General features: G+C 56.6%; 17 protein-coding genes. 1 reads left to right on the forward strand and 16 read right to left on the reverse strand.

Annotated elements, in window-relative coordinates:
- The 14 genes from Q674_RS40225 to Q674_RS40285 all read right to left on the reverse strand — a co-directional run bounded on the left by Q674_RS40225 (nucleotide 1) and on the right by Q674_RS40285 (nucleotide 11336).
- Nucleotides 1-552 carry a hypothetical protein gene (locus tag Q674_RS40225; RefSeq protein ID WP_023010154.1) on the reverse strand — a complete coding sequence of 184 codons (552 nt, stop codon included), beginning with the start codon at nucleotides 550-552 and terminating at the stop codon, nucleotides 1-3.
- Nucleotides 549-2468 carry a DUF927 domain-containing protein gene (locus Q674_RS40230; RefSeq protein WP_319802630.1) on the reverse strand — a complete coding sequence of 640 codons (1920 nt, stop codon included), beginning with the start codon at nucleotides 2466-2468 and terminating at the stop codon, nucleotides 549-551. The genes Q674_RS40225 and Q674_RS40230 overlap by 4 nt, the downstream gene beginning before the upstream one ends.
- Nucleotides 2447-3427 carry a toprim domain-containing protein gene (locus Q674_RS40235; protein WP_023010156.1) on the reverse strand — a complete coding sequence of 327 codons (981 nt, stop codon included), beginning with the start codon at nucleotides 3425-3427 and terminating at the stop codon, nucleotides 2447-2449. Before Q674_RS40235 ends, Q674_RS40230 begins: the two co-directional genes overlap by 22 nt.
- Nucleotides 3424-3651 carry a hypothetical protein gene (locus Q674_RS40240; protein WP_023010157.1) on the reverse strand — a complete coding sequence of 76 codons (228 nt, stop codon included), beginning with the start codon at nucleotides 3649-3651 and terminating at the stop codon, nucleotides 3424-3426. The genes Q674_RS40235 and Q674_RS40240 overlap by 4 nt, the downstream gene beginning before the upstream one ends.
- Nucleotides 3648-3842: an AlpA family phage regulatory protein gene (locus Q674_RS41735; RefSeq protein ID WP_081698963.1), complete on the reverse strand. Its 195-nt coding sequence runs from the start codon at nucleotides 3840-3842 to the stop codon at nucleotides 3648-3650. Before Q674_RS41735 ends, Q674_RS40240 begins: the two co-directional genes overlap by 4 nt.
- A gap of 97 nt (nucleotides 3843-3939) precedes the next feature.
- Entirely contained in the window at nucleotides 3940-4761 is an 822-nt protein-coding gene (locus Q674_RS40245; protein ID WP_023010158.1) for a hypothetical protein, read from the reverse strand.
- A gap of 3 nt (nucleotides 4762-4764) precedes the next feature.
- Nucleotides 4765-6063: a tyrosine-type recombinase/integrase gene (locus Q674_RS40250; RefSeq protein ID WP_023010159.1), complete on the reverse strand. Its 1299-nt coding sequence runs from the start codon at nucleotides 6061-6063 to the stop codon at nucleotides 4765-4767.
- A gap of 441 nt (nucleotides 6064-6504) precedes the next feature.
- Nucleotides 6505-7458 (reverse strand): biotin-dependent carboxyltransferase family protein, encoded by a 954-nt coding sequence (locus tag Q674_RS40255; RefSeq protein WP_023010160.1) that lies wholly within the window; start codon nucleotides 7456-7458, stop codon nucleotides 6505-6507.
- The gene (gene pxpB, locus Q674_RS40260) at nucleotides 7455-8138 is read right to left on the reverse strand and encodes a 5-oxoprolinase subunit PxpB (RefSeq protein ID WP_022991211.1); all 684 of its coding nucleotides are present in this window, start codon (nucleotides 8136-8138) and stop codon (nucleotides 7455-7457) included. Before pxpB ends, Q674_RS40255 begins: the two co-directional genes overlap by 4 nt.
- Nucleotides 8135-8875: a 5-oxoprolinase subunit PxpA gene (locus tag Q674_RS40265; RefSeq protein WP_023010161.1), complete on the reverse strand. Its 741-nt coding sequence runs from the start codon at nucleotides 8873-8875 to the stop codon at nucleotides 8135-8137. The genes pxpB and Q674_RS40265 overlap by 4 nt, the downstream gene beginning before the upstream one ends.
- Before the next feature lie 19 nt (nucleotides 8876-8894).
- Nucleotides 8895-10007 (reverse strand): ferrochelatase, encoded by a 1113-nt coding sequence (gene hemH, locus Q674_RS40270; RefSeq protein WP_023010162.1) that lies wholly within the window; start codon nucleotides 10005-10007, stop codon nucleotides 8895-8897.
- Between the two features lie 23 nt (nucleotides 10008-10030).
- The gene (locus tag Q674_RS40275; protein ID WP_022991214.1) at nucleotides 10031-10459 is read right to left on the reverse strand and encodes a TIGR01244 family sulfur transferase; all 429 of its coding nucleotides are present in this window, start codon (nucleotides 10457-10459) and stop codon (nucleotides 10031-10033) included.
- Nucleotides 10440-10895, reverse strand: coding sequence for a YeeE/YedE family protein (locus Q674_RS40280; protein WP_031210549.1), 456 nt, complete (start codon nucleotides 10893-10895; stop codon nucleotides 10440-10442). The genes Q674_RS40275 and Q674_RS40280 overlap by 20 nt, the downstream gene beginning before the upstream one ends.
- 3 nt (nucleotides 10896-10898) lie before the next feature.
- On the reverse strand, nucleotides 10899-11336 hold the full coding sequence (locus Q674_RS40285) for a YeeE/YedE family protein (RefSeq protein ID WP_022991216.1): 438 nt from the start codon (nucleotides 11334-11336) through the stop codon (nucleotides 10899-10901).
- Nucleotides 11337-11679: 343 nt separating this feature from the next.
- Between Q674_RS40285 and Q674_RS40290 the strand changes: the two genes are divergently transcribed.
- On the forward strand, nucleotides 11680-12099 hold the full coding sequence (locus Q674_RS40290; RefSeq protein WP_011784979.1) for a phasin family protein: 420 nt from the start codon (nucleotides 11680-11682) through the stop codon (nucleotides 12097-12099).
- Nucleotides 12100-12102: 3 nt separating this feature from the next.
- Here Q674_RS40290 and Q674_RS40295 read toward each other — a convergent pair whose 3' ends face one another.
- Together Q674_RS40295 and xthA are read right to left on the reverse strand one after the other, a co-directional pair.
- On the reverse strand, nucleotides 12103-12732 hold the full coding sequence (locus Q674_RS40295; RefSeq protein WP_023010163.1) for a TetR/AcrR family transcriptional regulator: 630 nt from the start codon (nucleotides 12730-12732) through the stop codon (nucleotides 12103-12105).
- Nucleotides 12733-12750: 18 nt separating this feature from the next.
- Nucleotides 12751-13563 carry an exodeoxyribonuclease III gene (gene xthA / locus Q674_RS40300; RefSeq protein ID WP_023010164.1) on the reverse strand — a complete coding sequence of 271 codons (813 nt, stop codon included), beginning with the start codon at nucleotides 13561-13563 and terminating at the stop codon, nucleotides 12751-12753.
- Nucleotides 13564-13603: the final 40 nt, after the last annotated feature.

Consider the following 13603-nt stretch of genomic DNA (forward strand, 5'->3'; position numbering starts at 1 on the left):
TTACTCCGTTTGTTGTGCGTTCCGGTAGCTCTCAAGGTATGCCCGGCGTAGCTCTGCCCCGGTGGTGCAATACCGGGTGCGGGGTGCGTAGCAGTCGTTACAGGCCATCAGGTGGTTAATCAGTGCATCGTGGGCAGGCTTCCATGCCCGCATCAGTTCGACGTGTCCCGGGCAGCTCTCCGAATGCCTGGCAGGCTCTGGTGTATCGTCCGCCTGCAGTTCGCCGGTTTCCTGTTTCAGCCTGAAGTACGCCAGCAGGTAGGCCGGGGTATATTCACCATTGGCGGTGGCTTCTATGTCGTCGTCATCCATCATTGCCCACAAGCTGGCGGGGCTGACCCGAAGTTGCCGAGCCAATTCCAGCAGGACAGCATCCGGGCTTGCGCGCCTTGGGTTGTTGTCTGCCTCTCTGTCTTTTCCGGGGGTACACGGGGTTCGTGTGGTACTTGGTTGTTTTTCATGGGTGTTTTCTGTCCCCTCGCAGAAGTGGACCGGGGGAACAGGTGGCACAGTCTGAATTCCCAGGGTTTGCAGCAGGTTGGCAATACTCATTCGTCAGCCCCCTGGTCTGGTCTGATCCAGTACAACCGGAGGGACTCGTTTCCAATCCTGACTTTCTTTGATTTCTTCCCGCTTTCCCTGTCCACAATCCAACCAGCATGGTCCAGAGCGGCCAATATCCGGTTAATGTCGAAGCCCGGCGCAGCCTCCCGGAGTCCATGGCTGTAAAACAGATACACACGCTCCCCTCCGTCTGGTGCGTCCATGTAGTAACCGGCTCTGTCTCGTGTTATCTGGCTGGCTTCGGTTGCCTCCTTCGATTCAAAGCGGGCGTTACCGTGTTTTGCGATAAACTCCTGAACACCAGCAAGTATTTGGCTGTTTTCATCCTTGCTTGGTCCTCGGTGTTTTCGCCAGGCGCTGAATGCCTCAATTGCCGCCACGAGTGCAGCCCCATTTTCCCAGCCGGTTAGACCGTAATCAGTGGCCAGCTCACCGGCCATGGCGATCAGGGCAAAGGTGCTGGCGGCCCGTGATTCCAGCCCATCCTTTCCGGTAAACTCGTCAGCTTCTATCAGTTCGGCGTACTGGCGTTTTAGGTCGCGGGTATCCTTCAGCAAGGCTGTCACGAATGCCGGGCCGGTGTGCCCGTAATTCTGGCCAGTCGCCTGTTTCAGATAGTCGGCAAAGGCGCGGGGCGATTCTTGATTGTGCAGGTCGTCAAACAATCCGTAACGGCGCTCTGTTGCAGGGATGTCCAAAAGCCTGGCCTGTTGTCCTGCTTTGGCCCGTTGGTTGGCCTCTCCCATATGAGCGCTTAATGTTCGTTCTCCGCTGGAGATCAGCGCAACGCGCCAGCTTTGCGATTCTCTGGCTCCTCCAGTTCTCCGGGCGCGTTGCTTGCCTTGCCCGTTACCCAGTGCGTAAACCACGGCCCCGATTTCCCTTGGGTTGCTCTCGCTGATTTCATCCAAGGGTAAAAGAGTATCGTTGCGGGCGGCTGCGGTAGCCTCCAGTCCGTTGCTCGTGCCTCGCCAGCTCATAACATACCCAGGACTACCCCAGACGCTGGCGGCAACCTGAAGCGCGGTTGTTTTTCCTTTGGATGAATCCCCGACAAGGTGCAGGCCAATGGCCCCTTTCGGCTTCTGTGCGGCAAGCTTCAGTAGAGGTGCGGACAGGGCGCAAGATACGGCAATAATCAGCAGTTTGTTTCCCTGGCAAAAACGGCCCACGGTGTCCCGCCAGCCTGCCACGCTCCCTCTCTGCATATAGGCATCATGGGCAGCGTGTTCAGATTGAAAGCGGTAGCTGTTGTCTCCGATGGTACGGCCAGGCAATACAAAGGCGGTATTATCCGAGTTCCAGCCCGTGCGGGTTGCAGCGACAACGCGGGCGGATGGGTACTGCTCCATTAGCCACTCCGACAGCAGCCGGTGGGCTCTAGGATTGATCCGGGCTCCGTTGTCCAACAGTTCCCCGCGTAGTTCTTCCCCGCTTCCTTTGAGCATATGCATTGGGGCTGCCCATTCTTTCCTCCGGCCTTCTGAATCCCAAAAGCGAAGCATTAGACCGTGCCCGCTACCGATTTCATCCCGCGTTTCGGCTACCGCCTCAAGTGGTGAGCTGATCCATATATCTACGGGCTCGGGTTCGCTGTCACCTTTTGGGGCTGTGTTGCCATGCCAGTAAAGACCGGGGCGGCGGCGCACTCCATTAAGGGTGAACCAATCCAGGTGATTCAAGGAACAAGGGCGCGTGATTTCCGGCTCTGGTGGTTCCTCTGGAGGCTGTTCCATCGGGTAAACCGCGTTCAAGCCGCTAATTGTCCCCTCTGGCCCCTCGCTGCTTTTGCTCGGGGGTACGCTGGAGCCCGCGTCATTACTGGCTGTACCCTCTGTTCCCTCTGCCCCCTCGAATTTTTCAGGGGCGTGGTTGTAATCGGTCATTTGTGCCCCCTCTGCCATTGGTGCAGGTCGTTGAAGTCCGAAAGGTGAACAGGTGCGGCGGCTGGCCAGTCCGGCAGGGCGAAGCGGGCTCCAGCGGCAAGGGCAGCGGCACGTGCTGCGGTGGCTCCGGGGTTGCCCGGTGTCTGGCGGTCATCATCCCCGCACACAATCAGGTCAGCGTCAGGCCAGCGGTTACGGGCTCCGGTTGCTACGGTCTGAAGGTTGCCGCAATCCACGGCAGCCAATACCAGGGCAGCAGGGTCTATCTCTGCCAGGGTGCAACCGGTGGCCCAGCCCTCGCAGATAAGCACGCGGGCGGGGTAGTCGGGTCCATCCACGACAATGAAATGCCCAGCCTTCTTACCGCCAGCCATAAGGCGCTTGCTCCCGGCCTCATCTATCGTTTGCAGGCTCCATGCTTTGCCGGTGAAGTCCGCCAGCAGTAACACAAGCTCCCGTCCCTTCTGGCGGGCCCGGTGCGGCTGTATGCCTTTGCGTTGCAGGTAGGGGTGTAATGGGTCTGCCGGGCTGCATGAATGCCAGTGGCGGGCGGCTGCGGCGGCTCTGGCTTCCCATTGCCGGGCCTGTTCTTCCTCCCTGGCCCGTTTGGATTCCGCCATCCGGCGTTTCAGTTCCCGGCGCTCGTCAGGGTTCAGGGTATCTCCGGTTCCGGCTACCCACTTTGTTTCAGCTCCGGTGCTCCAGTCTCCGGCAATAACGACAAACGGCAGGCCCCGGTCATGGTAGGCGATCAGCCAGCCGTTTTTACTGCGGGGCTTGCTGGCGGTGCTAAACCGTACCGGCTTGCCTTCAGCATCAGCCAGGCGGGACAGCAGGGCGTCAGAGTTGGCCGGTTCTATGCCAGCTTCCAGAAGGGCGGCGCGAATGGAATTCAGGCGCTCTGCATAGTTGGCGGGGGTGCTATACTGACTCTGGGTTTGGTGCCTTGCCCCTTCGGGGGCGGGTGCCTGTTTCATGCCTGGCCCCTCCCGCTTTCTTGCATATCAATCCAGTCGAACAGTTCCTCCATTGCGACGACTTTGCAGCCGTTCACACGCTCGATTCTGAGCTGCCCTAGGGATATGGCTTCGGTTACTTCGGAGGTCGTCAGATTGACTGTGGCTGGCACTTCGGAAACGGCCAGGTACTGCCGGCCATTGCGGAAGAACCAGCCAGGCTTAACTGGTTTGTCTACTCTCATGCTGTGACCCCCCTGCTGGCTTCCCAGGCTTCAATCTCTGAGAGCTTCCAGCGGGTGCAGTTAGGTCCGAGTTTTACGGGGCGGGGGAAAGATCCTTGCTTGGCCCAGCGCCAAGGCGTAACCAAAGATACTTCGTAACGAGAAGCAAGCTCTCGGGCTGAAAGGTATTTCTCTTTCTGATCTGATTTCATTTCATGACCTCGGGTGCTTTCTGATAACAACGAGGTCAGTACATCAACGTGGGCTATTGATTTGGCGCAGTTGCGTTATGTGGTTGCGCAATTGCGCTTAATCTTCTAAATCGCGGGCCTCTTTCAGCAGGGTTTCAAGTGTGCGCTTGCTCGGAATCGTCAGGCCCATAGTGTCCGCCATTGCGATTATTTGGCCGGCGGTGGTTGAGTGCTGATTGAGATCAAGGTGCTCGTGATCTTCACAGAGGGTCCTGATGATTTTGAGATAGGTTTTCTTTTCTTTCGTCGATAGCTTTTCATGGCTTTCAGGTTTCGAGCTTGGTTCTGTAAGGGAATCAATTTCCGCTTTTCGGACAACAAAATAGGTTTTGGGGGGTATTTGGTAGTCCGGAATTCTTATTGCGACTCTGCTTTCATCATCTATGAGGTTTATATATTTGCAAAACCTTACAGATTTACCTGACTCGTTTATTAGGACCGGAGGAGAAGAGAAGGTTTGACCGTTTGTATCCTGCTGTCCATTTTTAAGCGCTATCCAGAGATCGGATATGATTTCGCTGCTGTCGGCGTCATTGGCTATGTCATAAATACCCGGCATTAAGTTTGTTTCGTCGCGCAAAGCGACAAAATATTGCTGATTTCTATGAATTAAAAAATGGATGTCGCGAATGGGATCCTGCACCCCCTCACTGAGTTCCTTGAGGCTCGGACCTTCATTATTGCTTAAGTGTAGATCCCCATACGGAAAACAGTGCTCAGTCCACCTATTGAGACGCACCGATATCGTGAGCTCTGCATCGAGAGCATATTGAATAACATCTGCTTCAGTAATCTCAGTGCCTTCAGTTATGTCTGTCAGATACTTCGCAGCGTCGGCTAGAGTGAACCACTCTTTCTGTTTCAGCTTTAGTTTTGCCATGATTTATCCCTTTCCCTCGCCAATGGCTACCACCTTGCCGGATTCCTTTTTGGTCTCGCCGTGCATACAGAACTGCTCCCAATCCGCCATCATGAGCCGGCGCTTGTCTATCAGCTCTGAGCGGGCGTAGGCGGCCCGGGTGGCGTCACTGTTTACGTGAGCAAGGGCCAGCTCGGAAACTTCGTCAGCGTATGCTGTGCGCTCACGTGCCCAATCCTTGAACGTCGAGCGGAAGCCGTGTGCGGTGACTTGCCTTTCCATTCGCTTCAGGAGGGCGGTAAGGAAATTGTTTGACGGAATCCCGCCTTTTGGCCCGGGAAAGATCAAATCTTCCGGGGCTCCCTCTCCCATCCCTTTGAGAAGCTCAATGGCTGAGTCAGTCAGAGGGACGCGGTGGACCTTTTCGGACTTCATGCGGTCAGCTGGCACTGTCCATACTTTGCGGGCCAGGTCAATTTCCTGCCAGGTAACTCCGGCCTTGCCAATCCGCTTATCTCCAATGACCTCGTTTGTGCGGCTGGCGGTCAGAATCAGAAACTCCAGGGCCCGGGGTGCTGTACCTGTCCGCTTTTTCAGATCCTTCATAAACTCCGGCATATCCTCCACCGGGAGGGCGGCAAAGTGGCCACGTTTTTTGATTTTCTCTGGAGACGGGTAGACCTCATCAAGATAGCCTTGCCATCGAGCGGGGTTTTCAGCTGAACGGTAGCCGTGAATCGCGCACCAGCCGAGAATGTTCTCGATTCGGGCGCGTACGCGATTGGCGGTTTCGGTTTTGGTTTCCCAGATCGGGTCCAGAACCTGCTTGATGTGGGGGAGGTCGATTTCACGAACCGGCAGCTTGCCGAGGTGCGGAATTGCGTATGTGTTCAGGCTGTTCGTCCACTGCGTTTCCTGCCGGGGGTTCCGGAACTCTTTGGCCTTCATCTTGATGTATTTTTCCATGGCCTTCTGGAATGTCAGCGTGCTGATTTGTTCCGCCAGCAGGGCGCGTTTCAGGGTGCGCTTTTCTTCCAGGGGGTCTATCCCGCTCCGGATTTTCTCTTTCAGCTCCCGGGCTTTGTCGCGGGCCTGAGCCAATGAGATTTCCGGGTAGGGCCCCAGGCCCATATCCGGGCGCCGATTGCCAACTTTGGCGCGCAGAATCCATTGACGGGAACCGGAGGGAGTTATTCGGAGTAGCAGGCCAGACACACCACCTACCGGATAGCGAACTTCCGTCGCCTCTCCGGTGTCCGGGTCTATCCTGCAAGTGAGGCGCTTAACCTCAAGGGCGGAAAGTTCCTTGGCAATCTTCGGCATCGCTTGGCCCACATCCTGTCACACAAAAAGTATTGATATTTGATGTTATACAGTGTTACGGTAAGACACAAGCGAAACAGGTAATCTTTGATTTTTCGGGTAGTTAGGAGTCGGAAAGCCGCGTGGTTGGCGGGTTTTGTAAGGTCTGGCCCACCGCCATTTTTCTTCTTGTTTTTCCTCTCGATACCCCAATATCTTGGTTACACCAATCCCCCCGCTGGATTCCAAACGCCGCGCTTCATATCCGGGAGATTTCATCCATGGCTGAACATCCGGAAAACCAGGAACAGACAGATCGCAAAAACCGCCGATTCGCCGTGTCAGCCAATCGAGGCAGGGCGAGCCATCGCGTGCGTTATGTCGAGACGGGTGGCGCGGCCGTGGATACGGAAGAGTGCACCTTTTGTCAGGCCGTTCCCGACCTTGCACATGCCGGGGGAATTAAAGCCACTCAAGTGCCTGGCCATTCTGACACCAGCGAGTGTTCTGGTAGTGAAGCTCAAAAAGCCGACGCTGATTCTGCGCCGTAGCCAGATCGCATAATTCAAACCGGACACGGCCACCGGGTAGTTGCTGGGCCAAACGGCTGCAATCCAGGATCGGTACCACGCCAGGCTTCGGGTAGCCACCAATCGTCTGGCCATCGTTCAGCAGCACGATAGGCTGACCATCACCGGGAATCTGAACGGATCCGTGCGCAATACCTTCGGAGATGATGCCGGGAGGAGGGCAGTCCAGGGCCGGGCCCTGAAGCCGGAAACCCATACGGTCGGATTGATCGCTAACGGTGTAGCTGCTGGTTGTCAGCCGCAGGATATCCGTACGTTGAAACTGTGAGTATTGATAGCCCGGTACCAGGCCGATAACCACCTCTGAACTAAAATCAGGGCGCTGGTGCGCGGGCACTTCCCGGCTTGGCACTTTTCGTTGCGGTTCCCGTAGTACCAGTTTATCTCCTGCCTTTATCGGGCCCCGGCCCTCAAGCTTTTCCCGAACAACCACCGTGCGACTGCCGAACTGCTGCGGCGAATCCAGTCCTCCCGCCACGGCCAGGTAGATAAGCCGGTTGTGAGCCGAATGGCTGATGGTCATCTCGTCGCCGTCGTTCAGGTTCAAGGTTCGCCACATTTCAACGGGTTCGCCGTTCACGGCCACCCTGGTTCTGGCGCCGGTGATGGCAATCTGAAGCGAGCCGTGGGCAATGGCGCGGAATCCCCCTAACATTATTTCCAGGCAGCCAGCATGGCGAGGGTTGTCCAGCAGCTTGTTGGCCCAGGTAAAGCTGATCAGATCAAGGGCGCCGCCTGCGGCCAGCCCGTGGTGGCGATAACCCCGGCGACCACTGTCCTGCACAGAACTTTGCACGCCGGGATGAATGACCTCCAGCCAGCTCATGAAATGAGCTCCCCACCGGCGGCCAGAAACGCCTCCCGGCTGATGGGGGTAAAGCGCACCCGATCGCCCACCTTGAGGAGCGACAGGTTCGTTGGATCAAAAAGGCGTGTCGGGCAGCGCCCAATCAGCTGCCAGCCGCCCGGAGAAACCTGCGGGTAAACTGCTGTCTGCCGATTGGCAATGCCAACGCTTCCGGCGGGTACCTGTTTGCGAGGAGTGGTTTTCCGGGGTGCGGCGATGCTGGGGTCAACCTGCCCCATAAAGGCGAAGCCGGGGGCAAATCCAAGCGCATGCACCCGGTATTCAACCGAGCTGTGTCGACGAATCACTTCCTCGCAATCCAGGCCGCTTTCCGAGGCCAGCCACTGCAGGTCAGGCCCGGTCTCGGCACTGTAATACACCGGCAGTTCCACCAGGCGGCTTTTCAATTCCGCCGTGTGCGCCTGTGTGCTTAGCCTGTGAATGATGAGCCTGAGTTCGGCGGTTACCTGCCGGAAATCGATGAGCATGGGGTCGTACACCACCATCAATGTGGTGTATGAGGGCACCATATCCACCAGCCAGTGAAAACCGGCACGACGGATGCTGTCGACGAGGCTGGCAATGCGAGCGGGCAGGGTATCGTCAATGGCCGGGGCCAGGGTAATCAGGATGGTGTCTTCGGAAACCGGTTCAATCATTGGCCGGATTTGCCGAGCGCCTTGCGGATGGCTTTGATCGCCTCCAGTGCGGCATCATTGTCGCCATGCACGCACAGGCTGTCTGCGGGAAGCTCAAGCCAGTGGCCGGTGGTACTGAACACACCACCTTTGTCAGCAAACGACTTTGCCTGGCGAACGATGATGTCCGGATCCTCGTGTACGGCGCCGGCCTGGCGCCGGGAAACCAGCTGGCCTTCGTCATCGTAGGCGCGGTCTGCAAAGGCTTCCAGCAGTAGGGGCAGGCCAACATCGGCCGCCATCTGCTGATGTTTGCGGTAATTGCAGGTGACCGGAATCATCAGTGGCAGATCGGTCCGGAAGGTGCGTACGGCCTCCATCACGGCACGAAGCAGTCTATTGTCCCGCATCATGTCGTTATTCAGGGCGCCATGGGGTTTGACGTAGCTTAGCGTCAGGCCTTCACTCCGGCACATGCCTTCGAGCGCCCCGAGCTGATACAGCATCAGGGCTTCGATCTCTTCCGGCGTGTGGTGAATCGAGCGCCGGCCGAAGCCGGGCAGGTCGTGATAGGACGGGTGAGCGCCAATAGCCACGTGGTGAACGGCTGCCAGTGCCAGTGTTTTGCGAATTACCATAGGGTCTGCGGCATGAAAGCCACAGGCCACGTTGGCCATGTCGATCAGGGGCATAACCAGGTCATCCTGGCCCATTTGCCAGGCGCCGTAGCTTTCCCCCAGATCGCAATTCAGTTTCATGGCACTGTCCTGTCTTTCCTTAGATGTCGCTGCGGCCCGGGAAGGTGGCCTGTTTGCGCTCTTCCGCCAGTCTGGCCCGCTGTTCCAGGGATTCCGGCGAATTCTCGGGAATACCCCATCCCTGCAGATTTTCCTCAACCAGTGTCACCAGGGCATCGATGTGCCCCGGAGTGGCGTTCAGGCAGGGAATATAGCTAAAGCCTTCGCCGCCGGACTCCATAAAGTATTCGCGGTTTTCCTCGTTAATCTCCTCGATGGTTTCCAGACAATCGGCGGAGAAACCAGGACAGAACACATCGATCGATTTTACCCCTTTTCCGGGCAGTGCTTTAAGGGTTTCGTCGGTATAGGGTTGCAGCCATTCTTCCCGCCCGAACCGGGACTGGAAAGTGGTCATGTACTGGTCTTTACCGAGGCCAAGGCGCTCCGCCAGCAGCCGCGATGTCTTATGGCATTCGCAGTGGTAGGGGTCGCCCTTCAGCAGGTATTTCAGCGGTACGCCGTGGTAGGAGAGAATCAGTTTTTCCTTGCGGCCATGTTCAGCCCAGTGCGATTCAATATGGCGCGCCATGGCTTCGATGTACGGCGGGAAATCGTGGTAATGGGAAACAAACCGGAAATCGGGCAGCCAACGCCGCCGGGTAAAGTCTTTTGCAATGGCATCGAAGGTTGAGGCTGTGGTTGAGGCCGAATACTGGGGATACAGCGGAAGTACCAGCAGCTTGCGCACGCCCTGTTGTTGCATCTCTTCCAGTACCCGGGGGATGGAAGGGTTGCCATAACGCATAGCGAACCCAACCACCACATTGGTACCGAAACGCCGTTTCATGGCCTCACGGATACCCTCAGCCTGTTTCGCCGTGTGAATCAGCAGGGGAGAACCCTCCTTTTCCCACACACTGGCATAGGCTTCCGCACTTTTCCGGGGGCGGATGCGGAGAATGACGCCGTGCAGAATCAGCCACCACAGGGGGCGCGGTACCTCGACAACCCGCGGATCCCAGAGGAATTCCGCGAGGTATTTCCTCAGGGCGGGAGTAGTAGGTGCGTCGGGGGTTCCAAGGTTGGTGATCAGCACACCGAGCCGGTCCGGCTCATTGTGGCGGTAGTTATCGATCCCGTTGTAAGGCATTGAGACGTTCCGTGAGGTGAAAATTAACGCTTGCCGGCCTGCTGCATCAGGCGGGGAATAAGCCCGGTAATGTCGTAACCTGCATTCCGTGCCCGGGACAGGATTTCCTCTGGCTGGTGGTCGCGGGCACTGCTCAGGGCCCATAGTACCGTACAGCGGGTGCCGGAACGACAGAAGGCTAGTACGGGTTTCTCGGCATCACGGATCATGGGCGCGAAACGTTCTACGTCCTGGTCGGTAATATTGCCAGACTCAACCGGCATGTAGACCCATTCAAGGCCCTCTGCTTTCGCTGCGGCCTCAATGTCGGCCATGGCCGGTTGGCCGTATTCTTCATGGTCGGGCCGATTGGCGACCAGGGTCCGAAACCCCAGCCGCGCAATTTCGGCAACGTCATCAATAGCGATTTGTGGCGCTACGGAAATACTGTCATCAATTTTTCTGATATCCACGCGTGTCTCCCAACGACGGTCGTTTAATCCGCTCGATCACTTCGAATGCCATCATACCGGCCACCATGGACGCAACAAAGACCACGGCCTTGATTTCTCCGGCACCAAGAGCCACCAGGGCGGGCCCTGGACAAAAACCGGCAATGCCCCAGCCAATACCGAACATCATGCTGCCAATAACAAGTCTGGGCTCAATACGGTTGTTCGCCGGCATTTTCATGGTGAATCCGAGGAACGACAGGGTACGCCTGCGCGCCACGGCGAAAGCGACCAGTCCGACGATGATTGCGCCTCCCATCACGAAAGCCAGTGAAGGGTCCCAAAGCCCGGCGATATCGAGAAAACCAAGTACTTTTTCCGGATTGGCCATACCCGATACCATGAGCCCCAACCCGAAAATCAGTCCTGCCAGAAGTGAGGTGACAGAGTACTTCATCATTCAGACTCCCATCAGGTGGCGAATTACGAACACCGTTAAAAATCCTGTTGCCATGAAACTCAGGGTTGCGACCAGTGAGCGAGGCGACAGACGAGACAATCCACAGACACCATGCCCGCTGGTGCAGCCTGAGCCGTAGCGAGTGCCTATACCCACCAGCAATCCGGCAATGATCAGGGCTGGATAACCTGCGTCAACCTGAATGGGTGGAAGTTCAGAAAACAGCAGCCACAGGCTTGGGGTGCCTACAAGCCCGGCGAGAAAAGCCACCCGCCAGAGTATATCGCGGCGAGCAGGCACCAACAGGCCACCCAGTATTCCACTTATTCCTGCAATGCGGCCGTTCAAAAGCAGGAAGCTTGCAGCGGCCAGGCCGATCAGCAGGCCGCCGGTCAGTGCAGCGCCAGGGGTAAACTGGCTCCAGGCAATATCAATCATTCATCGACTCCCGCCAAATGTCAGTTTTGGAATAACCATATAATGGGGTGAAATAATAACAAAAAAAGCCCGGCAGGGAATGCCGGGCAGAGGCGTGCGAGTAGTATCCATGAAAGACTTCCAGACAAACCGACATCAACAGGGATGCCGGTATTGGGAAGTATTGACCATAATTTGAGCAGTTCAAGTGAGAGACGCTTTCGTTTGAAAACATTTTTTCATATTGCATCAGTGGTTATACTGCGGCCTTTCGTTATGCGGTTCTCAGGGCCACCACTGCAATCCGGGCCCGGCTGTAATACAATGGCAGCTAACGCTAATGCCCGACTCCCATGAGGTATGCATGTCTGAGCACGACGACAAAAATCCTGAAAATGATCCGCAACTGGCGGGCAAGATCAAGGATTCCGCCCGGCAAATCTGGCTGGCTGGCCTTGGCGCCTACACCAAAGCGGAAGAGGACGCCGGCAAGTTCTTTGATCGTCTGGTTCAGGAAGGCGAACAGCTGGAGAGCAAAACCCGGGGTGTGGTCGAGAAACAGATCCGCACCGTGGAAGATCGGGTAGGCGAGGTTCGTGAGCGGGCCACCGGGACCTGGGACAAACTCGAGCATATGTTCGACCAGCGGGTTTCTGGCGCACTCCGTCGCCTCGGCATCCATCGTCGGGAAGAAATCGAAGCTATGGAGCGTCGTATCGAGGCATTGGAAAGTGAGCTGTCCAGGCTGCGCGGTCAGAACACTGCGCGCGACGAGGAAGAATAAGCTCTAGAGATAGGTCCGGCTGGTGAGCCGGACCTGTTCCTGTTCTTCTTCGTTCAGGTAGGGAAGCAACAGGTGCAACATCTGATAGACACCGCGGCCCGGGTCCACTGACTCCCGGTCATCCAGATGCGAAAGCGTGTCGAAGCTACTCCAGTAACACACCGTCAGGGTAAGCTGCTCACACACCGAAGCCAGTTCATCCGAACCGATGTTCATGATGCCTTGCCGGCGAAAACTCTCACACAGCGTGTTGAACGCCAATTCCTTCTTTTTGAGAATCCTGCGAAATCGAACCTGAAGCTGATCGTAACGGGACAGGACATTGACCAGATCCTGGTACAGGAAACGGTAGCGGGCCACGGCTTCAAACAGCAGATGCAGGAAGAAGCTGAACTGGTCCATGGGAACGTCTGCTTCCTCGGGCACCGCCAGAAGATCCAGCATCTCTGCCTCATAGGCCCGGAACAATTCCTCAACGATATCGCCTTTGCTTTTGAAGTGGTAATACAGGTTGCCCGGGCTGATCTCCAGCTCATCAGAGATCAGCAGAGTGGTGACGTTGGGCTCCCCAAGGCTGTTGAACAGCAGCAGGCTGGTGTCGAGGATCCGATCCCTGGTTTTGACTTTCTTCATCCGTAATGGCCTGGTCAATCAGAGGTCGAATGAGGCCCACACCGGGCAGTGATCGGATGGTCGCTCCATGGCCCGGATATCGTAGGACACTCCTGCTGCTTTTGCCTTGGGCAGGAGGCTGTCACTGGCCATGATCAGGTCAATGCGAAGGCCTCGCCTCGGGTCACGCTCAAAGCCTTTGCTGCGATAGTCAAACCAGCTGAAGGTGTTGGCTTCGTCCGGGTGCAGATGGCGGAATACATCGGTAAAGCCCCGTTGTTCAACCTGCCCAAGCCATTCCCGCTCTTCCGGCAGAAAACTGCATTTTCCCGAACGCAACCAGCGTTTTGCATTGTCGGCGCCAATGCCGATGTCGCGGTCTGTGGGCGATATGTTCATGTCGCCCATTACCATAATATGGCCGGGTTTCTTGGCCAATTCGTCCAGGTAGGCCATCAGGTCGGCGTAGAACTTTTCCTTGGCAGGAAATTTTACAGGGTGGTCCCGGCTTTCCCCCTGGGGAAAATAACCGTTGATGACGGTCAGGGGCTCGCCGTTAACGGTGAAATGACCGGTAATCAGGCGCCGCTGGGAGTCTTCACCATCGGAGGGGTAGCCTTTGAGGACCTCTTCCGGCTCCGCGCGGGATAACAGAGCAACACCGTAGTGGGTTTTCTGGCCATGAAAGTGAACGTGATAACCGAGCTCGCGAATGGCCTCGACCGGGAATTCCCCATCAGTGACCTTGGTTTCCTGAAGACCGATGACATCCGGATTAAGCTGCTGAATCACGGCTTCGAGCTGATGCAGGCGGGTGCGGATACTGTTCACATTGAACGACACAAACATCATGGGCGCAGAATCTCCGGGAAAATTTTTTCGGAGTTTAACA

Origin of the sequence: Marinobacter sp. EVN1 (genome assembly GCF_000475375.1) — a bacterium.
GTDB classification, from domain to species: Bacteria; Pseudomonadota; Gammaproteobacteria; order Pseudomonadales; family Oleiphilaceae; genus Marinobacter; species Marinobacter nauticus.

Coding starts and splice junctions, on each gene's coding strand:
- Q674_RS40245 (WP_023010158.1), bottom strand. CDS start 4,761: ATGGCAAAACTAAAGCTGAAACAGAAAGAGTGGTTCACTCTAGCCGAC.
- Q674_RS40265 (WP_023010161.1), bottom strand. CDS start 8,875: ATGAAACTGAATTGCGATCTGGGGGAAAGCTACGGCGCCTGGCAAATG.
- Q674_RS40295 (WP_023010163.1), bottom strand. CDS start 12,732: ATGAAGAAAGTCAAAACCAGGGATCGGATCCTCGACACCAGCCTGCTG.
- Q674_RS40230 (WP_319802630.1), bottom strand. CDS start 2,468: ATGGCAGAGGGGGCACAAATGACCGATTACAACCACGCCCCTGAAAAA.
- Q674_RS40235 (WP_023010156.1), bottom strand. CDS start 3,427: ATGAAACAGGCACCCGCCCCCGAAGGGGCAAGGCACCAAACCCAGAGT.
- Q674_RS40285 (WP_022991216.1), bottom strand. CDS start 11,336: ATGATTGATATTGCCTGGAGCCAGTTTACCCCTGGCGCTGCACTGACC.
- Q674_RS40240 (WP_023010157.1), bottom strand. CDS start 3,651: ATGAGAGTAGACAAACCAGTTAAGCCTGGCTGGTTCTTCCGCAATGGC.
- Q674_RS41735 (WP_081698963.1), bottom strand. CDS start 3,842: ATGAAATCAGATCAGAAAGAGAAATACCTTTCAGCCCGAGAGCTTGCT.
- pxpB (WP_022991211.1), bottom strand. CDS start 8,138: ATGATTGAACCGGTTTCCGAAGACACCATCCTGATTACCCTGGCCCCG.
- Q674_RS40290 (WP_011784979.1), top strand. CDS start 11,680: ATGTCTGAGCACGACGACAAAAATCCTGAAAATGATCCGCAACTGGCG.
- hemH (WP_023010162.1), bottom strand. CDS start 10,007: ATGCCTTACAACGGGATCGATAACTACCGCCACAATGAGCCGGACCGG.
- Q674_RS40280 (WP_031210549.1), bottom strand. CDS start 10,895: ATGAAGTACTCTGTCACCTCACTTCTGGCAGGACTGATTTTCGGGTTG.
- Q674_RS40255 (WP_023010160.1), bottom strand. CDS start 7,458: ATGAGCTGGCTGGAGGTCATTCATCCCGGCGTGCAAAGTTCTGTGCAG.
- Q674_RS40225 (WP_023010154.1), bottom strand. CDS start 552: ATGAGTATTGCCAACCTGCTGCAAACCCTGGGAATTCAGACTGTGCCA.
- Q674_RS40250 (WP_023010159.1), bottom strand. CDS start 6,063: ATGCCGAAGATTGCCAAGGAACTTTCCGCCCTTGAGGTTAAGCGCCTC.
- xthA (WP_023010164.1), bottom strand. CDS start 13,563: ATGATGTTTGTGTCGTTCAATGTGAACAGTATCCGCACCCGCCTGCAT.